This window comes from Pseudoalteromonas sp. MM17-2 (assembly GCF_022347945.1).
Lineage (GTDB): Bacteria > Pseudomonadota > Gammaproteobacteria > Enterobacterales > Alteromonadaceae > Pseudoalteromonas > Pseudoalteromonas ruthenica.
Window position 1 is genome coordinate 117,315 of sequence record NZ_JAKRFV010000006.1, and the last position, 17,736, is coordinate 135,050.

A 17,736-nucleotide genomic window follows, 5' to 3' on the forward strand; every position below is an offset into this window, starting at 1 on the left:
GCAATGCTGTGGCCTAATGTTATAGATACTTTAGCCACCACTGATGATGCGTGCGCTTGTAATCGCTAAACCACTTCACAGGCAAGTAAAGAGCCACGGCAAGCACCACAGCGATAAGCCATATCCAAGCAATGTGATTAACACCCACATACTCGCCCTGGTTATTTCCCACCAGCCAATAAGCAGCTTGGTACAATGCCAGTAACACGTACAAATGGACGACGTAAAAGAACATGGGTACCGAACCAAAGGTACGCAACATGTTGGTGACGCTTCCCAGCGGCTTTTCAAAGACATAGAGGCCGACAAACATACCCGCCAGAGTAATGAGTAAAAAGCTCAAAGAGGGGGGGTACTTAGTGATATTGAAAATCGACATGGTCGTTTGCATCACCGAGTCGAAAGAGTGCCAAGGCAATGTTTCACCATAAATATTGCCACCGCGTAACAAAGCAAAGAGCAATACACAGATTAACGCAAGCCCTAATAGCCAAGCCTGACGTCTTGGCATCGCGATACCTTTGCCATACAGCGGTCCGGCACAATAACCAAGCAAGATTACGCCAATCCATGGTAGCACTGGATAGCTGACCTTCACATTGAGCCAACTTGTTTCCAAGATGTATCCGCGATCATGCAGAATACGCCACAGCGTATACCCCCACTCATTTTCATTAAACTCGATGGGGGTGAGCATGTTATGAGTAAATACAATGGTTAAACCTAAGGTCAGCAACACCGGCATAGGTAGCTTGTGCAATATCGCCAGCACCAGCATACACAGGCCAATCGCCCACATAACCTGTAGCCATAGGGTGTGGTAACTGCCCATCCACGAGTAGCTAATCAGGGTTACTTCAAGGGCTATAATAAAAAGCCCACGTTTGAGCAAAAAACCGGTGGCACTGCGTGGTTGGCCTTGCCTAGCGTGCTGATATAACCACGCCGACATGCCAGTTAAAAAGATAAATGCAGGCGCGCAAAAATGAGCGGCGAAACGACTCCAAAATAACCCCGGCGAAGTCGTTTCTATGACCATAGGGTCGCTCACTTGCATGTGTAAAAAGAAACGCTCACGCACGTGATCCACCAGCATCAGCAGAATCACCACTCCGCGCATAATATCAATGCTATGAATACGCTTCTTTAGCTGCTCAGAAGTCATAACCGACACTCAGCTTAAACTGTGTTGGCGCACCTGGATATGCCCACATAGCATTGTAACTACTGGCAATATAGTGCTCATTAAAAATGTTATCGACATTCAGCGCCACCGATAGCTGCTGTGATGCAAACCATTTTGCGTATAGACCAACAAGTTGGTAGCTGGGAATACGAAAGCTGAGATCGGCGGGGTCGCCCAGGCGGTCGGAGTTATACTTGTAATGAGCCCCTACTTTTATGTCTTGCTGCCACAGTGTCAGGGCATGGTTTATAGCCACAGCAGCATTATGCTTAGGTACGTTCACCAGCGGGCTGCCTTTGGGTATCGGTACTAACCAGTCAGCGTTAATTACATCGTTGGCCGTTTTCGCATCAACATAGGCATAAGACAAGGTGTAATCGGTGTTACTACCGAACGAGCCGGATAAATCAAGCTCAACGCCTCGGCTATTCGCCTCGCCGACCGGCGCTGAGTAACCGACATTGATTGGATCAGACACCAGCATGTTACTCTTGGTCGCATCAAACCACGCCAGCGTGCCGCTAAGGTGTTCGATACTAAATTTTATTCCGACCTCAAACGAGTCACTTTCCTCAAAGCCAAACGGCTTGCCGTTGGCATCGGTGCCACTGAGCGGTAAAAAGCCTTCTGAATAGCTGGCATATAAATTAATAGCGCTATTAACGTCGTAAACCACACCAAAGCGCGGGCTTACGCGATTTTTAGTGCTTTTTGAGGCCACTCCAGACTTGGTTTCGAAAATATCTTGGGCTATTTCATCAAACCTGAGCCCGAGCATCACTTTGAGTGAATCACCTAGGTCGAGCTGATCTTGTACATAGATACCATAGGCATCTTGCTGTTCATTATTCTCATATTGCATGCTCACATCTGGGCCCGGCATAAAGTTATAATCAGGCTCGAATATATCTAGGGTATAGGTGCCGTAGCCACCCCGATAGCGATATAGGCCCGTGCGCAACTCATAGTCATAACCATCCACACCGAGCAACACATGGTTAGTAATGCCGGCAACATCAAAGTGGCCGCTTAGCTCGATACGTGCCGATAGATCATCAGACTTATAGTCGCGATAACGATGCTGACGCGTGAGGGTACGACCATCATCGTATACAGACTGTCTTGACGGCGACAATTCCGCATCAGAAGAATAACCCGTTAATGTACCCGTTCGATAACTAGCACCGACAAGCAGTGACCAATCGCTATTTAAATCGTTATGATATTGCAGCTGGTGGCCGCGCGAATGTACCTTGGTAGGCGCATCGTTAGGGTTTCCTAAAAATCGCGACTCAGGCAGGGTTTCAATATCGCCATTTAAAACCACAATACCGCGATCGTACATTTGCTGCTGATCAACATACTCAAACTCATAGGTCAGTGAAGAGTCATCCCCCACTTGGTAGTACAGAGACGGCGTAATTGCGAACTTGTCATGGTGTACATAATCACGATAACTATCACTGTCTTGCCAAGCCCCATTGATACGAAAAGCAACATCGTCGTTAACTGCGTTGGTGTAATCTCCTTGCACACGCGTGTGATTGTCACTGCCTATTTCAGCTTGTAACTGTCCTTGCTGATAAAACTGTGGCTTTTTAGTAATAATATTAACTGTACCGCCCGGCTCAGAGCGCCCATATAATGCCGAGCCAGGCCCTTTAAGTACCTCAATATATTCAATATTTGATACGTCTCGCGGCCCAGCAAAGCCACGGCCACCGCTAAAACCATTGATAAGATAGCCCGAGGGCATATTTTCGTTGCCCGACAGGCCACGAATCGAATAGCTATCCCACAGCGCGCCACCATTATTTTTGCGCGAGATACTGGCAGAGAAATCAAGAGCATCACGAAAACGTGTAATGCCGTTATCTGAAATTAAGTCTTTGCCCAGTGTGGTAATTGATTGTGGCAACTCTTGTGCGGGAATATCACCGCGAAAAGCTTGCTTGTGCTCAACAGTAATCGTTTCTATATCATTGTTTTGCTGTGCAAATGCCCAACTCGGCAAAGCCAGCACTAAAAGCGAAAGTGGATACTTCATAACATTACCCAAGTAGAATTTGTTATATCATAGCAAATGATATAAGGTAACAAAACACTTGTATGATAAATATGACTTACCACGACCGACTGATTCTGTGATGGGCTAATTCTTATGGATAGGTTAAAGCGGCTCTACGCTACCCATCAGATAGCTAGTGCCAGGGAGTTTGGTTTTCTATATACAACAGGGCCAACATGTCTTCTTCATCGTCATCCATGCCCTGTTCAATGAATCCAAATTGGCTGTAAAACTGCTTCGCAACAGGGTTGGAAGGGTTATAACAAATTTCAATTTCGGTGATCTGTGGCTGTTCTTTAATTTCGGCAATGGCCAAGGTTAAGGCATAACGGCCATACCCTTGGCGCTGATAGCGCTCGTCAATCATAAACCGCCAGATTGATACTTTGTGTGTGCTCTCCTGTACCCACATAAAGAATCCGATGGGCTGCTCACCCAAGTAAATTGCCCGGGTGCTATAGCCGCTATTAAACTGCGCTTCAACTAAGGACCACATATTACAGGCCACATAATCTTGTTGCTGCTCACTTACATCAAGGTCACCTACGGCCTCATAGTTTCCTTTAGTAATCGCGCGCAACGACAAACTTATTGCTCCCATGTTGCGACCCTCTTTTTAGCGTTGGCGATAGTTTGAGCGTAATTTGCAGGGATGGGCATCACTTTAAATGGGCTGACATTAGCGCCACCAGTATTCCCCCTAGGCACCCAACCCAAGGCTGTTTTGCTAGCGGCCCCGAGAACTCTTACCAATTGCCCTGTGAATTCTGGTAAAACGCGGTTACACCACGCCCAACGGAGCATCAACATATGCACATAAGTATGCCAATAGGTGGACTCTTGCCCCAATACATGGGCATTTTGCAAATGAAAAAACTGTTTATTGGGGTCGTTGGCATGCTGGGCTTGGCGTGCATACACCAACTCACGTAACACACTAAACCTAATGGCTTGACTAAAGGTCATGGACGCTCTTAAAAGTGAACAAACTTTCACCTAGCATACTACTTAGAGTTAGCTCCAAGGCAAGCATTAAATGGTGACTTCTTAATCGCTGAGCTGTACTCGCAATTGTTTTAAGGTATGTTGGCTAAACACACTCACGTGATTTGCTCGTAGCAGTGCACTCACGACCCCTTGCCCCGGCACCTTGCGAGCACCAAACTCGCCATTGTAAATGGTATTGCTACCACAGGAAGGGCTCGATTCTGTTAACACCGCATAGCGAATGTCGTGCTGTTTGCACAATGCGAGTGCCTGACGAGCGCCTTGCAAAAACACCGCTGTGACATCCTCACCATCTGCGGTCACTATTTTAGCGCGCCCTGCGAGCACATCATCGCCATCACCCCCTACAATTTCTGCTGCCGCTCTGGGAATCGGCAAGCCCGCAGCAACCTCTGGGCACAATGGCATGATATGACAATGGCTACGCAGCCATTGCATATGTTCGCACTCTGCACTTACGCAGGTGGCGTTATAACGCACTTTACTGCCCAACAGGCAGGCACTCACTAAGACTGGGGTCATCATGATAATAAATGGCTGATATCAGCCAGTAACTTAGCGAAAATATCAGCGCTCGGCTAGTAAGGCGCTGTAATGACCCGTAATGGTTAATAATTTTGAGGGTGTTGTACTAATGGCATGCTTTTTCGGCTTTTTTTACTATGTGTCAGAACCATCAACTCAGCGGCCAAGTAGCCGCATTTGCGCAGCTCTCGCTCTGTTTTTCGCCGTTGGATATTCTCAATTCATTGCCTGAGTTAACAACTCTGCCTTGGGTTCCTCATGTAAATACCCAACATTATCAGGGCCAGTGGGATGTTGTTCCGTTACGTTGCCAAGCCCACCATAAAAGCGCCCATGAGATCTTACAAAGCTTTAGTATTGACCAAGGCGAACATTGGGCCAACTTACCGTTATTACAAAACAGTCATGCGCTTGTTGAGGTGTTGGCGAGTCTGCCTTGTCCGGTAAAAGCTGTGCGACTCATGCGCTTACGAGCCGGCGCGGAAATAAAACCCCATCAAGACCCAGGGCTCGCACTGGAATTCGGCGAGGCCAGATTACACTTGCCATTGCGTAGCGACGAGCACCTTATATTCAACGTAGCTGATCATCGTGTGCCGATGCAGTGCGGAGAGCTTTGGTATCTCAATGCCAACATGACACATAGCGTGCACAACCGCAGTACTGAAGACCGCATCAATGTGGTGATCGACTGCCAAAGTAACGCCTGGCTTACTCACCAAGTTTATAAAAGTGCTAATTGCCTGTGGGTATAAGCGTCATCGCGAAACCACTGTTGCATAACGGGAAACCCCTGTGGTTGCTCGGGTGCAAGACACATAAACCAACTATAAAGTAGCGGCACACCAGGACCTAGGTTAGTGCTAAAGGCAGTAATTAAGTTAGCGGCAGCGCCGCGATAGCCGTGTTCGTGAAACACTACACTAGGCGGCAGACCTATCGCTTGGAGTGCTGCCCACGACCACGCCATTGCCGCCATTTCTTCGCCGCCTTGGTGACCCCATTTTTTAACATCACCGCTGAGTGAGGCTCGGTGATGTCGGTCTGTAACCGCTAAATGCCCAGCCTCATGGAGTAAATCCCCTTCATGGGCTAAGCGCTTTTTATCAATCACTAATATCCCTTGATGAATATTGATACCCGGAAGAAAGCTCTCTTCAGCCACTGGAGCAAAGCGATAAGGCAGCTCGATATCATCGAAGAACTGCAAAATAGCAGGCAAGTGAGTGTGCACCATGATCACCTCGTCAGCTGTTGTGCTACTTGCAGCTTACAGCGGCGACACTCACGCGTGCTATTACAGGCCATTACCCGGCTTTTGAGCTTAATGCCGCGTAGAGAGTGTCTAAATGTTTCACTAAGTCGAGGCCTAAATCGGTTAAATACCCCCCATCGGGACTATCGGTAATGCCTTTATCGAACAACCGCTGCGCGGCATCACGCAACGTTGCATCAGCATCACTGTGTACCTTTATGCCCTGCATGTGGCTAGCACGTGGAAACTTTGCCAACAGCTCCATTTCATCAATCATGGTTTTATTTATGCGCACGGTGATTCCTTATAATTGTTGTTGCTATCACTTTAATGCTAGTTGAAGATCAAATTTATGCTGTTTTTTATAGTACTTTCTTTTTCTAAGTGAATGAAAGTAATCGCTTTACCTCAGGTATTGTTAACTGGTTCGTACATTGAATTGCGGATAAGGAATAACAGCTAAGACAGCCTAAAAGCTGCAATTACAATTATATTGCCAAGTTATATATGACGTTCTATATTTAGGAACGAAATAAACACACTTCAAGGATGATACTTATGACCATTAATGTAATCGCGCAAACATTCCAGTCCCACCAATTAATACAACTCGCCAACGAGGCTGCACGCTTTTTAGAAGCCACTCCTAAACACACCTTGCCCATCGCAAGCCAGTTTATGGGTTCGGGAGTGTATGCGCTCTATTATAATGGCGCCGACAAAGACTATGCAGGCATCGGCAATGTACCTATCTATGTAGGCAAGGCGGTACCCACTGGCGCTAGAACTGGCTCCATGGTCAGAAAAGAAGAGCCGAAATTAAAGTCGCGTCTCAATGAGCATGCGCGCAGTATCCAGCAAGCAAGTAATTTAAAGATCGCTGACTTTAAATGTCAGTTTATGATTATCCCGGTAGATATGAGTGCCATTATTCCCGTTGTTGAATCAATGCTGATTAACAAGTATCGGCCTATTTGGAACACTCAAATTGACGGCTTTGGTAATCATGATCCCGGCAAAGGGCGGTATGAGCAAGCCCGTTCTGCTTGGGACCGTAAACACCCAGGTCGAAAATGGGCCGACAAACTACAAAGCTAAATACAGCGTCACCAAAGCCAGCCTAGCCCTGGCTTTGGTTAATTGCCCGAAACACACTGGTGCCAACAGTTTCAGCCAATTGAGAGGGCACCGCATTGCCCAGCTGACGCATCACTTCGCCCCAAGAACCTGAGAACACAAAGTCGTCAGGGAAGGTTTGAATACGAGCACTCTCGCGCACGGTATAATAGCGTACCGAGCCATCATGGTAGCGGATCATATTTTCTCCCCCAGGCACCCCATGGGCACCCGCCTTTAGGGTTTTCGACGGGGCATCGATATAACTGCCGGTGTGACCTGGGTAGGTCCGTGCTCCGGGCTTGTAGTCATGGTGATCCAATAAGCCACTATGTTTCTCGTCCCTCGGATCAGGCAAATCTTGCAAAGCGTCTCTTACCGTTACCCAAGGCTGGTGCTTAAAGGTACTCAAATCGTACTGCTTTTGTAGCTTTTTGGCCTTAGCACGTTCTTTATCACTCAAAACAGGGGAAGGTAGTTTATGGTTATCCCAGTAACTAAAATCGACAAGTTGGCGCCATAGCAAGGCATCTTGGCTGTGTGTTGGTTCAGGGAACGACCATTGCACCTTAATATCATTACGAAAGCCTATAATAAACACCCGCTCACGCTTTTGCGGCACACCATAATCAGCGGCATTGACCAGCTTAAAGGATACTTGATACTCGCTCTCGCCCTCTGTTGCTTCGTGTTGCTGCTGCAGTCTGCTGAGGTGAGCTTGCCAGCTTTCGTGCGGTTGTGCTGGTAAAGAGGGGTATTGTAGTTGCAGCAATATATACTGAAAATATTCGGCAAAGCTTTTACGCAGTAAACCTTTTACGTTCTCCAATATAAAGGCTTTTGGATTAAGTATGCGAATGGCTTTAACCGCTTCGGGGAACATATCACGGTTATCTTGATGGGCTTGGTGCTTTCCACCAAGCGAAAAAGGCTGACAGGGCGGGCCACCCGATACAAGGTCAACAGGCTCTGCGATTGTGCTGTAATCAAATCCTCGGATATCACCTTCATACAAACGCGCACCAAATCCAGTGCATTGATTAAGACGTAAGGTATTACATGCATCTTTGTTGTACTCAACCACGCTAACATGCTCAAAGCCAGCACGGCTCAACCCGATGGCGAGTCCCCCCCCGCCCGCAAATAACTCTACTGACTTCATTTCCGTGTTTCTGTCCAATACATTAATTTTCGCTCGCCAAGGCGTTTCACAGGCACTATATATCGCATTTCTGCTCAGTTAACTGGGCCTCATCTTTGGGTGGCAATGCTACACCACTTCCGTGCACCCGTCATCTAGATAGCCAGCCTAGCCATGCACTAATAACCTCTACAGCCATCCTTCGCCCTAGGTTTTTGAGGCGACCACGAGCAGGCCACAAGGGCAAGCCAAAGAACAATTCGATAGTGCGTTATAAAGCGCTTTATTAGCACTAAGTAGATGAAAGTAAATGCTTTACAAGGGCAACTAATGCGCCCATATTAAGGCCATAAAAGCCAAGATGGCGGAGGAACAATGTTGCTTGCAATAACAGCGATTGTAGCTGGTTTTATACTACTGGTTTACAGTGCCGGACGCTTTGTAGACGGCGCTGCGGCGACAGCGGCACACGCGGGGTTACCCACTATTTTGATCGGTATGCTTATTGTCGGGTTTGGCACATCAGCACCGGAAATGGTTGTCTCGGCGATGGCTGCGAGTGATGGCAATCCGGCGCTAGCACTAGGCAACGCTCTTGGCTCAAACATTGTCAATATTGGCCTTATTTTAGGGGTCACCGCACTGATTGCCCCCATCACAGTGCACTCGAATATTGTTCGCAAAGAGCTACCACTGCTTTTGGCTGTGGTGTTGCTGTGTGGCTATTTGCTCTACGATGGTCAATTGACCACATTCGACGCCTCCTTGCTGCTTGGTGGCTTTGTTAGCGTGGTGGCATGGTCAATATATTCAGGCCTACGCCACCACAACGACCCACTGGCAAGCGATACTGAGCAGGGTGTTACCAGCCAAACCATGGGGTTAAAAAGCGCACTGTTTTGGTTAGTTTGTGGCTTAGTGGTATTGGTGCTTAGTTCACGCATATTAGTGTGGGGTGCGGTGCAAGTCGCCTCCGCATTGGGAGTCAGTGATTTAGTCATTGGCCTGACTATTGTCGCTTTGGGCACTTCACTACCAGAGTTAGCTGCGTCTATTATTGCGGCGAAAAAAGGCGAGCATGATATCGCCATTGGCAACGTGGTAGGCTCGAACATGTTTAATATTCTTGCCGTTATTGGTATTGCTGGAGCGATTGAACCCTTCGGCCTTGGCGCAGATATTTTTTATCGTGATTGGGGAGTGATGCTGGTGTTAACGCTTGCTTTGCTGGTCATGGCCTATGGCATCGGCCGTCAAGGCCGTATCAACCGGGCAGAAGGTGGCCTATTGCTCAGCGGTTATCTCGCCTACAACGGCTACTTGCTGTGGACCTTAGTGTAAATCGCGAATGCGAGCAAACCGACTCTCTAATCATTGAACACCTTAGTTAAGGACAACCTATGCAATATAAGAAAACATATTATGTAATTAAGGCACTCGCTGTTTTATCTTTTGCTGCCATTGCTTTTACATATTGGGGAGCCGGTCTGGCTCTGTTATTACTGCTATCTTATATTTTTTGGCCAACAGTCACAGCTATCGCAATACAAAATTAGCCGCGATGCGAGCCACGCCAGCGATATTCAGCTTTTTCATCATGCTGGGATTAGTGTTTGGGATTCAATCAGACCCACAGTCAGGTATCGGCGTTATGCTGGGCGTAACGGCGCAATTGGCCTCCATTAGCCTCGCCGAGTTAATCATCCTGTTTTTCTTGCGAACGCCAGAATACGCACCTTAACCTGTACGATAAACGCACAACTGTTACCCTTTGATATGGTGTGCGCTGAAATTAGGTCCTGCCCGGGTAATGCAGGTGCAACACGCCAACGCTTCTGCCCGCTACACTACAGCCATTGTTACCAGCAGGTACTCTCTGGCTTTAACGTCGCCCTAGGTAACTAGGGCAATGATTGTTAACTCTGTGGGCACGCAGGGTGTTCTAAAAGCACTTGTGTCACTATTTGCCCAAACAGCGCTTGCTGCTGCTGATCTAGCTCAAGCGCCGGATTATAGGGAATGGCGTCCGCCAATTCGCCAGTAATGATCTCATAAAAGGTCATTGCCGTGAGCACCTTCCCTGCATAAGATGCATGATTACCATCTGCATGATGTAGCTCAACCGTTGGCATAACGTCTAATACACGGTTCCAAACCAAGCCTACGGGCGCGACACAGCTAAGCTCTTGTTGGCTAATTGATTGATGTAAATTGTATACCCGCTCTGCCTCAGAGGGGTCACCACGTTGTGGGTGCTCTGGAAATAATATCGGTGTGATGTTGTTTGATTTAGCCTTTGCAATTAAACGCTCAGTTGCGTGCGTTGGATAGTCGGTTGCGCCGGACTGAGAGTACTTTTGCCCTTGAAATATGGCGTGGCTCCAAGTGCTTTTTTCTAATTGCTCTACGTTTGCAGTAACCGCAGCAATTTCATCTAGAAACCGCCCACTAATTGTTACCGTTTCAATCGTCTTATTTGGAAGTTGGTCACTGATCAGTGTTTCAATGATTGAACCTAATTGTGAGCTATGACTGTTACCATAAATAACCAACCGATAGTCAGCAACCGCACTATTATCAACGATGTTACCTGTCGGTGTTGGTGTCAGTTGCTTCGGCTCATCATTTTTTGTGCCAGAGCCACAGGCCGTTAGGTTTAGCCCTATAAAGGCTATGAAGGATATCGCTAAAGGTTTTATCGACATGATCACCTCCCTGTTACATTGCGCAAAAGCGCATAGACGATAGATATATGATTCTTTTCGAAAATACACACATTAGTAGGCAACTGCAACAGTAAAAAAGCACAAATAATGTGCAGCGCCAGATAAAAGAATCAAAGGCTTACTATGATAATTAAGCGCAATAAAAACCCATAATGGCAATAACTTACATTATTTGATATTAATAAATCAGCGACCAAAGTAAACTTATCATCATTTTAGTCAGTGGAGGTTTTGTGCGCAGTTTTGAAAGTCACGGAGGTCATATGTCTCAACGGGAAAAGGTTACAACATGGTTAATGTTAGTGATTTCATTCGCTGTATTTATTGCTGCAACATATATAATTGGTTCGCTTATTGGCAGTCTATTTATCACCGCAACGGTTGAGTTATCAATTCTGCAAATCGGCATTATTTGTGGGGGGATCACAGCAATATCAGTATTTATACGTTGCGTGAAAAAGTTAAAAAATCATGCTGAATTAGCTCGCACCTCTAGACCGTAGTCTACGGTAGCTTAAAGCGAGCGTTAGACGGCCACTCCCACCAAAACCACAGTGATACACCCATAATCGTTGAGTTTCTCCCATAGTCAGGAAAACGACCCTCTGGGTCGTTTTTGTCGAGTCCTCGTTTGGAGCTATGTCACGTAACTTCAACGCTGGTAAGTATTTCCTAAATTTGCTATCAATGGTCTAAGGACTAAAACGAGACAGGTTGCGGCAGAAAAACGACCCAATCGCTCGATATTAAATTGTTAGCACTATTTATCTCAAAAAGGGTGCATACTATTATGTCATAGCACCCTTGTCGTACTTTTCGGTAAGTTTGTATCTAAGATAGTCTTAAAATTACTACACCTGGAGCCTTTGCTTTGCTAGCGATATCTTGAAGATCGTATTTAGAGAACTTGCTTGCGTTAAGAAGTTCAATTGTTGCTTTTGGGTCAATATACTTTACGATATCTTGCAAATCATATTTTGAAAATTTGCTCGCATCCAGAATGATACTAGCTCCTTTTTTTGCGATATCTTGTAGCTCGTATTTACTAAAAGTTGTCATAGTAGCCTCCAATATTCCTCTCATGACAAGTTATTAGTTGGGGGCAGACTTTATTCAATTCAATGGGTTGTAAGTTTTATTGTGATGATGAATACATATCTTGGGTTTTGTAACAATAGTGCTAACAAAGCATTCAAGAGGGATTCACAACGCTTGGCAGTTTTGGTTTGAATCGGCTTTAGTGTTTACGGCACAATGGTTTAGTTTGGGTGGAATGCGTTGTTCACCCCTCAATGCGGCGTTAGACCAGCATCTGTTTTCTCATAACATAAAGCATGGGTGACTAATAGTTGAATGGCGGTTAATGGCACTGCGCTGACCGTCGGGCCAGCTACTAATAAACGTTCGGTCTAACACTTTATGCCATTGCAACAAAAAAGGCGCTTGCGCGCCTTTTTCAATTTCTTCTTATTCCACCGTTACCGATTTGGCTAGGTTTCGGGGCTGGTCAACGTCAGTGCCTTTAATAACCGCAACGTAGTACGAAAGCAATTGCAGTGGAATGGTATAAACCACTGGGGCAATGATGTTTTCCACATGATTTACATTGATTACGCGCATGGTCTCGTCCGATGCAAAGTGGGAATCTTTATCAGCAAACACGTAAATGATACCGCCACGGGCACGCACTTCCTCTACATTCGATTTCAGCTTTTCGAGCAACTCGTTATTTGGTGCCACGACGATGATCGGCATATCGGCGTCAATCAAGGCTAATGGGCCATGTTTGAGCTCACCCGCAGCATAGGCTTCGGCGTGAATGTAAGAGATCTCTTTGAGTTTCAACGCCCCTTCCATAGCAATAGGGTACTGCGACCCACGGCCAAGGAATAACGAGTGATGTTTGTCGGCAAACTCTTCCGCTAACTCCTCAATGCCCTCGGCTAGGGTCAACGCTTCTTCGAGCTTGTTAGGCAAGGTCTTAATTGCACTTACAATTGCACGTTGATTAAGGCCTTTTTCTTGGGCGATAGACGCCGTTAGCATCAACAAGCCAACCAATTGTGTGGTAAAGGCTTTTGTTGAAGCCACACCAATTTCGGCCCCTGCTTTGGTCATAAAGGCTAAATCAGACTCGCGTACCAGCGATGAGCCCGGCACATTACAAATGGTCATCGACGCCATGTACCCTTGCTCTTTAGCCAAACGCAAGGCAGCTAAGGTATCAGCCGTTTCACCCGATTGGGAAATCGTTACTAATAGGCTATTTTCGTGCACGAACGACTCGCGATAGCGGAATTCTGAGGCAATTTCGACATTACAGCTAACGCCGGCAAACTGCTCGAGCCAGTAACGCGCGACCATTCCCGAGTGATACGAGGTACCACAGGCGATAATTTGCACGTGTTTTACGTCTTTAAAAATTTGCGTTGCGCCCTCACCAAAGGCATCAACACTAACGCGCTCATCGTGTAAACGACCATCCAAGGTATTACGCACTGCCAATGGCTGCTCGTAAATTTCCTTCAGCATATAATGGCGATAGTCGCCCTTGCCAGAGGCGTCTTGGGTAATGTTAGATTCCACCACTTCACGCTCAACACTGTGACCGTTGCTATCGAATATTTCCACGCTATCGCGGGTAATACGTGCCACATCGCCCTCTTCTAGGAAGATAAAGCTGCGAGTTACAGGCAATAGTGCAAGCTGATCAGAGGCAATAAAGTTCTCGCCAAGTCCTAAGCCGATAACCAGCGGGCTTCCTGAGCGCGCAACAATCACTTCATTATCGTTAGCTTTATCAAATACCACCGTGCCATAGGCACCTTCTAGTTGCTTCACCGCCGCTTGTACGGCACTGAGTAAGGAATTGTGCTGTTGGCGCAATTGATGGATAAGGTGCACCATAACTTCGGTATCTGTTTGCGATACAAACTCGTAGCCATCGCCTTGTAGCGCTTCGCGCAAACTGGCATGGTTTTCGATAATGCCGTTATGAACCAGTGCTAATTCACTGTTAGAGACATGTGGATGGGCATTGGCTTCGGTAACGCCACCATGAGTCGCCCAGCGAGTGTGGGCAATGCCCGTTGTGCCGGAAACATTGGCTTCATTGAGCGCACTTTCCAACGCCGCCACCTTACCCACAGCTTTAACGCAATTTAAGGTGCTTTGTTGCGATAGCGCTACGCCTGCTGAGTCGTAGCCACGATATTCAAGGCGCTTAAGGCCCTCAATTAAAATTCGGTTCACAGGGCGTTCGGCGACAGCCCCTACTATTCCACACATAGATTCTCCATTTGCACAGTATGTGTTGTTAAAAAGCCCGATGTTGTCGGTCGGGTTATGTGTTTATACCTTGGCACAAATTAAATGTACGCCATGCGCGCTGATCTCTTGGCGCAAGTCTGCAGCCAAGGTGTTGTCGGTGATCAAAGTGCTGACCTTGTGCCAAGGCAGTTCTAAATTTGGGATACGGCGGCCTATCTTGTCAGACTCCACCATCACCACCACTTCACGGGCCGCTTCAGCCATCACTTGGCTTAGGCCGATAAGTTCGTTGAAAGTAGTGGTTCCACGGGAAACATCGATACCATCAGCACCGATAAATAAAGTATCGAAATCATATGAGCGCAATACCTGCTCTGCTACTTGCCCTTGAAAAGACTCTGAATGTGGGTCCCAGGTGCCACCGGTCATCAATAAGGTCGGCTCGTTCTCTAACGCCAGCAAGCGATTAGCAACATTAATGGCATTGGTCATCACCACTAGGCCTCGTTTGCTCGCCAGTTCAGGGATCAAGGCGGCGGTGGTGCGCCCGCTATCGATGATAATGCGGTGATGATCTTTAATAAGCTGAGCAGCTGCCTTGGCAATAGCGCGTTTACGGGCTGAGTCTTGCGGCTCTTCACTGGCAACGATTTCATTGGGTAAAGCAATCGCGCCACCGTATCGGCGTAGCAAGAGGCCGTTTTTTTCAAGTGTTGCTAAGTCCTTTCGAATCGTAACTTCTGATGTTTGCAGCTGCTCCGCTAACGCCTCTACTGAGACTTCACCCACTTCATTAACTTGGCTAAGAATAGTGTGGCGGCGTTGCTGGGTATTGCGCTTAGTCATTCAGTTACACTTAAGTTTCGATTCGAAAGATAAACCATTATAGTCGAAACTTTATGTCAAGCTCAATGCACAAATGGTATGCGCATAAAAATAGTCGCAAAACGCTTAATTACGGCTTAAGCACAATCAGTTAGTGATCAACACTGATACGAGCAACGTAATAATTTCATTACTTAATTTGCGCTTGCTCTCGCCAGCGCCTAGCCTAAAACAACGGAGTGTTTAATAAAGGAAATTCAACTTGGTTAAATCCTCATCATTGTTCATATCGCTGTTTATTATTCTCACCATTGAGTCGCTCGCACTGGGTTTGTATTACGACAATATCGGGCAAGGCTTAGTCATCAGCTTTATTATCGCTTCTTTACCCATATACCTACTAAAAAGCGCCCCGCAAAGTCGGCTGACACACCATGTGAGTGCTGCCGCATTGATGATGTTCTCATTTTTGCATATTCATCAAGCCTACGGCCTGATTGAAGTGCATTTTGAGATTTTTATCTTTATGGCGATTTTGGTCATTTTTAAAAACTGGCGCATTTTTATCACCGCACTTTTATTAGTCGCTGCGCATCACATCAGTTTTTACTTTATGCAAACGGGCGATGTGGGCGTTTACGTATTCGACCCACAAAGACTCGCCTTTAGTACCGTGCTTATCCACGCTGTATACGCCACAGCAGAAGCACTCATTGCTGCTTATATCGCACACATGTTGTATCAGGAATATCAAGGTGGAAAAGCGCTGGAGTCTGCCATAGAGAAGATAGCCCGCGATCCAATGAAGCTAGACCTTTCTGTGCGTGTTGATGCGAAAGGTAGCAGTGCACTGGCACAATTCAATACCCTACTCAATCAACTCAGTAGCGTTGTTGATTCGGTCCATAAAGAGCAGCAAGCGCTTATTCAAGGCGCCACCAAGGTGGCTGAGCTACAACAATTACTCACCCAAAACGCCGAACATAAGCAAACGCAAAATAATCTGATTTCTCAAGCAGGAGAGCAAGTGAGTGATGGCTTTAGCCAAGTTCAAAGCCAAAGCGAGCACGTGGCCGACCAATACGCGATGATCTCAACGCAACTGCAAGGTGCCATGAAAGAAGTCCATGAGACCGATGCACAAAGCCATGCTTTAGCGCAAATGCTCGACACCACGCAGCAGCAGTTAAAGGATTTGGAGTCTAGCTGTGCGCTTATCTCTAACCTGCTCAATGACATAAATGCCATTGCCGAGCAAACCAATCTATTAGCATTGAATGCCGCTATAGAGGCAGCCCGGGCGGGCGAGCAAGGCCGGGGCTTCGCGGTAGTCGCCGACGAAGTGAGGTCGCTTGCCAATACCTCAAAACAAGCCACCGACAAAATAGCGCATACGCTTAAAGAGCTGGTCGCTAACAGCGATAAGTCGACCACCTCCATGGGGCACTGTATTGATAAAGTGAATATTGTCGAGCAACTGAGTTCCTCAGTCTTGGAGGCTATCTCAGCGGTGGAACAAACCATGATAGTGATTAAGGATGATTCTGATAATGTTAAAGAAATTGTTTTGCAGCAAGCCAGCAGTACTCAGCAAATAGCCCAGCAAAGTGTTCATGTACGCGAACTATCAGAAAAAGACAGCATCAACATCCATCAACTTGATGAGCAGGTGGCCAATATGCTCAATGCTTTAGATAGTTTGAAGGCTCAGGTATCTCGTTTTGTCCAGCGCTAACAAACAAATATTGAAGTTGGTTATCAGCGGCCTGTGGCTGCTATGTAGTGCAGTGGCTTTGTGGTTTGTGGCCGACAAACGGGCCACTGTATTTGATCCAAACAACATGTTGCAGCAGCCACAGTGGCAACGCTCGTTACTGCCGGTATTGGCGGATATTGATAGTGAAAAGTACAGCACCACTTTGCTATTGGTGGGCAATGAGCAATGTCGTTGCCAACGAGTCGCTGCGCCTCACCAAAGTAAGGTCATAGCTGATGCTCGCCGAGCAGGAATAAAGGTTCGCCAGGTCGATGCATCATCACTGCCCACAGGCCTGCTACCTGCTGTGCCCGCAGCCATTATGTTAGCGCAGGGCAGCGTGCTTTACGCTGGCCCCCTCTCTGTTGGGCTCGGGTGTGCCATCGAAGATGGCATTATTGATACTGTTATAAGCAACTACGAAAATGGCTTTCACAGCTCGATGTTAGTAAGCAAGGTGTCTGGCTGCTACTGCCGTGTGTAGCAGCGCTACACCGTTGAGCCGGCTCGCTTGAGCTGACGAATTTCCATATTGCTGATGCCATCACCACAAAAATCACTGGGTCCTATTTCTTCATACGCAGACTGCATTTTCAATAATGCTTGAGTCGCGCCGAGTTCAACCAGCGCACACTCAGCCTCGCGCAAGGAATTAAAGGGTTTCAATGCGTCGTTGTTATCGCTCAGAATATGATAATTACCGTCGGTATCAAGGGCTCCGGCTAAATAATGATTAGCATCGGCATAACTAAGGATGATGGCGCGATATTGGCTATCGGCTAACGCGGCTTTAAGTTGATTTGCTTGCATAGGTTGCACTCCTCACTCTATTAACTGTTAAACGCAGCAACAGCGGGAAT

At 46.9% G+C, this 17,736-nt stretch carries 21 protein-coding genes; 8 read left to right on the top strand and 13 right to left on the bottom strand.

Annotated elements, in window-relative coordinates; genetic code table 11:
• Nucleotides 1–19: 19 nt before the first annotated feature.
• From MHM93_RS07240 to MHM93_RS07260, 5 genes are all read right to left on the bottom strand, one after another.
• A complete protein-coding gene (locus tag MHM93_RS07240) occupies nt 20–1,165 on the bottom strand; it encodes a heparan-alpha-glucosaminide N-acetyltransferase domain-containing protein (protein WP_239448511.1) in 1,146 nt (381 codons plus the stop codon).
• The gene (locus tag MHM93_RS07245; RefSeq protein WP_239448512.1) at nt 1,155–3,233 is read right to left on the bottom strand and encodes a TonB-dependent siderophore receptor; all 2,079 of its coding nucleotides are present in this window, start codon (nt 3,231–3,233) and stop codon (nt 1,155–1,157) included. The genes MHM93_RS07240 and MHM93_RS07245 overlap by 11 nt, the downstream gene beginning before the upstream one ends.
• A 154-nt stretch (nt 3,234–3,387) precedes the next feature.
• Nucleotides 3,388–3,846: a GNAT family N-acetyltransferase gene (locus MHM93_RS07250; protein WP_239448541.1), complete on the bottom strand. Its 459-nt coding sequence runs from the start codon at nt 3,844–3,846 to the stop codon at nt 3,388–3,390.
• A complete protein-coding gene (locus tag MHM93_RS07255) occupies nt 3,843–4,220 on the bottom strand; it encodes a DUF3703 domain-containing protein (RefSeq protein ID WP_235420021.1) in 378 nt (125 codons plus the stop codon). Before MHM93_RS07255 ends, MHM93_RS07250 begins: the two co-directional genes overlap by 4 nt.
• Before the next feature lie 81 nt (nt 4,221–4,301).
• The gene (locus MHM93_RS07260; protein WP_239448513.1) at nt 4,302–4,787 is read right to left on the bottom strand and encodes a DUF523 domain-containing protein; all 486 of its coding nucleotides are present in this window, start codon (nt 4,785–4,787) and stop codon (nt 4,302–4,304) included.
• Nucleotides 4,788–4,924: 137 nt separating this feature from the next.
• Here MHM93_RS07260 and MHM93_RS07265 point away from each other — a divergent pair, with 137 nt between their 5' ends.
• A complete protein-coding gene (locus MHM93_RS07265) occupies nt 4,925–5,542 on the top strand; it encodes an aspartyl/asparaginyl beta-hydroxylase domain-containing protein (protein ID WP_239448514.1) in 618 nt (205 codons plus the stop codon).
• On the opposite strand, the gene MHM93_RS07270 is transcribed toward MHM93_RS07265, so the two are convergent.
• Both MHM93_RS07270 and MHM93_RS07275 read right to left on the bottom strand, forming a co-directional pair.
• Nucleotides 5,512–6,024 (bottom strand): hypothetical protein, encoded by a 513-nt coding sequence (locus tag MHM93_RS07270; protein ID WP_239448515.1) that lies wholly within the window; start codon nt 6,022–6,024, stop codon nt 5,512–5,514. The two genes, MHM93_RS07265 and MHM93_RS07270, sit on opposite strands and share 31 nt — an antisense overlap.
• Nucleotides 6,025–6,094: 70 nt before the next feature.
• Nucleotides 6,095–6,337 carry a TIGR02647 family protein gene (locus MHM93_RS07275; RefSeq protein ID WP_022944921.1) on the bottom strand — a complete coding sequence of 81 codons (243 nt, stop codon included), beginning with the start codon at nt 6,335–6,337 and terminating at the stop codon, nt 6,095–6,097.
• Between the two features lie 263 nt (nt 6,338–6,600).
• Here MHM93_RS07275 and MHM93_RS07280 point away from each other — a divergent pair, with 263 nt between their 5' ends.
• Entirely contained in the window at nt 6,601–7,140 is a 540-nt protein-coding gene (locus MHM93_RS07280) for an Eco29kI family restriction endonuclease (RefSeq protein ID WP_239448516.1), read from the top strand.
• A 22-nt stretch (nt 7,141–7,162) separates the two neighbouring features.
• Here the strand turns inward: MHM93_RS07280 and MHM93_RS07285 are convergent, their stop codons facing one another.
• The gene (locus tag MHM93_RS07285; RefSeq protein WP_239448517.1) at nt 7,163–8,320 is read right to left on the bottom strand and encodes a DNA cytosine methyltransferase; all 1,158 of its coding nucleotides are present in this window, start codon (nt 8,318–8,320) and stop codon (nt 7,163–7,165) included.
• A gap of 354 nt (nt 8,321–8,674) precedes the next feature.
• On the opposite strand from MHM93_RS07285, the gene MHM93_RS07290 reads away from it, so the two are divergent.
• The 3 genes from MHM93_RS07290 to MHM93_RS07300 are packed head-to-tail and all read left to right on the top strand — an operon-like array spanning nt 8,675 to nt 10,040.
• Nucleotides 8,675–9,640 (top strand): calcium/sodium antiporter, encoded by a 966-nt coding sequence (locus MHM93_RS07290; RefSeq protein ID WP_239448518.1) that lies wholly within the window; start codon nt 8,675–8,677, stop codon nt 9,638–9,640.
• Nucleotides 9,641–9,699: 59 nt separating this feature from the next.
• Nucleotides 9,700–9,855, top strand: a complete 156-nt coding sequence (locus MHM93_RS07295) for a hypothetical protein (protein ID WP_239448519.1) — start codon at nt 9,700–9,702, stop codon at nt 9,853–9,855.
• A gap of 5 nt (nt 9,856–9,860) precedes the next feature.
• Nucleotides 9,861–10,040, top strand: a complete 180-nt coding sequence (locus MHM93_RS07300) for a hypothetical protein (protein ID WP_239448520.1) — start codon at nt 9,861–9,863, stop codon at nt 10,038–10,040.
• Nucleotides 10,041–10,215: 175 nt separating this feature from the next.
• Here MHM93_RS07300 and MHM93_RS07305 read toward each other — a convergent pair whose 3' ends face one another.
• Nucleotides 10,216–11,004, bottom strand: a complete 789-nt coding sequence (locus MHM93_RS07305) for a hypothetical protein (RefSeq protein WP_239448521.1) — start codon at nt 11,002–11,004, stop codon at nt 10,216–10,218.
• A gap of 284 nt (nt 11,005–11,288) precedes the next feature.
• Here MHM93_RS07305 and MHM93_RS07310 point away from each other — a divergent pair, with 284 nt between their 5' ends.
• Complete coding sequence (locus tag MHM93_RS07310; RefSeq protein WP_045979442.1) at nt 11,289–11,528, top strand: hypothetical protein; 240 nt, start codon at nt 11,289–11,291, stop codon at nt 11,526–11,528.
• A gap of 328 nt (nt 11,529–11,856) precedes the next feature.
• Here MHM93_RS07310 and MHM93_RS07315 read toward each other — a convergent pair whose 3' ends face one another.
• The 3 genes from MHM93_RS07315 to MHM93_RS07325 form a co-directional block, all read right to left on the bottom strand.
• Nucleotides 11,857–12,084 (bottom strand): hypothetical protein, encoded by a 228-nt coding sequence (locus tag MHM93_RS07315; protein WP_239448522.1) that lies wholly within the window; start codon nt 12,082–12,084, stop codon nt 11,857–11,859.
• 408 nt (nt 12,085–12,492) lie between these two features.
• On the bottom strand, nt 12,493–14,313 hold the full coding sequence (glmS, locus tag MHM93_RS07320) for a glutamine--fructose-6-phosphate transaminase (isomerizing) (RefSeq protein ID WP_022944908.1): 1,821 nt from the start codon (nt 14,311–14,313) through the stop codon (nt 12,493–12,495).
• 63 nt (nt 14,314–14,376) lie between these two features.
• Nucleotides 14,377–15,141 (bottom strand): DeoR family transcriptional regulator, encoded by a 765-nt coding sequence (locus MHM93_RS07325; protein ID WP_022944907.1) that lies wholly within the window; start codon nt 15,139–15,141, stop codon nt 14,377–14,379.
• 241 nt (nt 15,142–15,382) lie between these two features.
• Here MHM93_RS07325 and MHM93_RS07330 point away from each other — a divergent pair, with 241 nt between their 5' ends.
• Together MHM93_RS07330 and MHM93_RS07335 are read left to right on the top strand one after the other, a co-directional pair.
• Complete coding sequence (locus tag MHM93_RS07330) at nt 15,383–16,855, top strand: methyl-accepting chemotaxis protein (protein ID WP_239448523.1); 1,473 nt, start codon at nt 15,383–15,385, stop codon at nt 16,853–16,855.
• A gap of 52 nt (nt 16,856–16,907) precedes the next feature.
• The gene (locus tag MHM93_RS07335; protein ID WP_239448524.1) at nt 16,908–17,360 is read left to right on the top strand and encodes a DUF6436 domain-containing protein; all 453 of its coding nucleotides are present in this window, start codon (nt 16,908–16,910) and stop codon (nt 17,358–17,360) included.
• Between the two features lie 5 nt (nt 17,361–17,365).
• On the opposite strand, the gene MHM93_RS07340 is transcribed toward MHM93_RS07335, so the two are convergent.
• The gene (locus tag MHM93_RS07340; protein ID WP_138507928.1) at nt 17,366–17,686 is read right to left on the bottom strand and encodes a DUF6482 family protein; all 321 of its coding nucleotides are present in this window, start codon (nt 17,684–17,686) and stop codon (nt 17,366–17,368) included.
• Nucleotides 17,687–17,736: the final 50 nt, after the last annotated feature.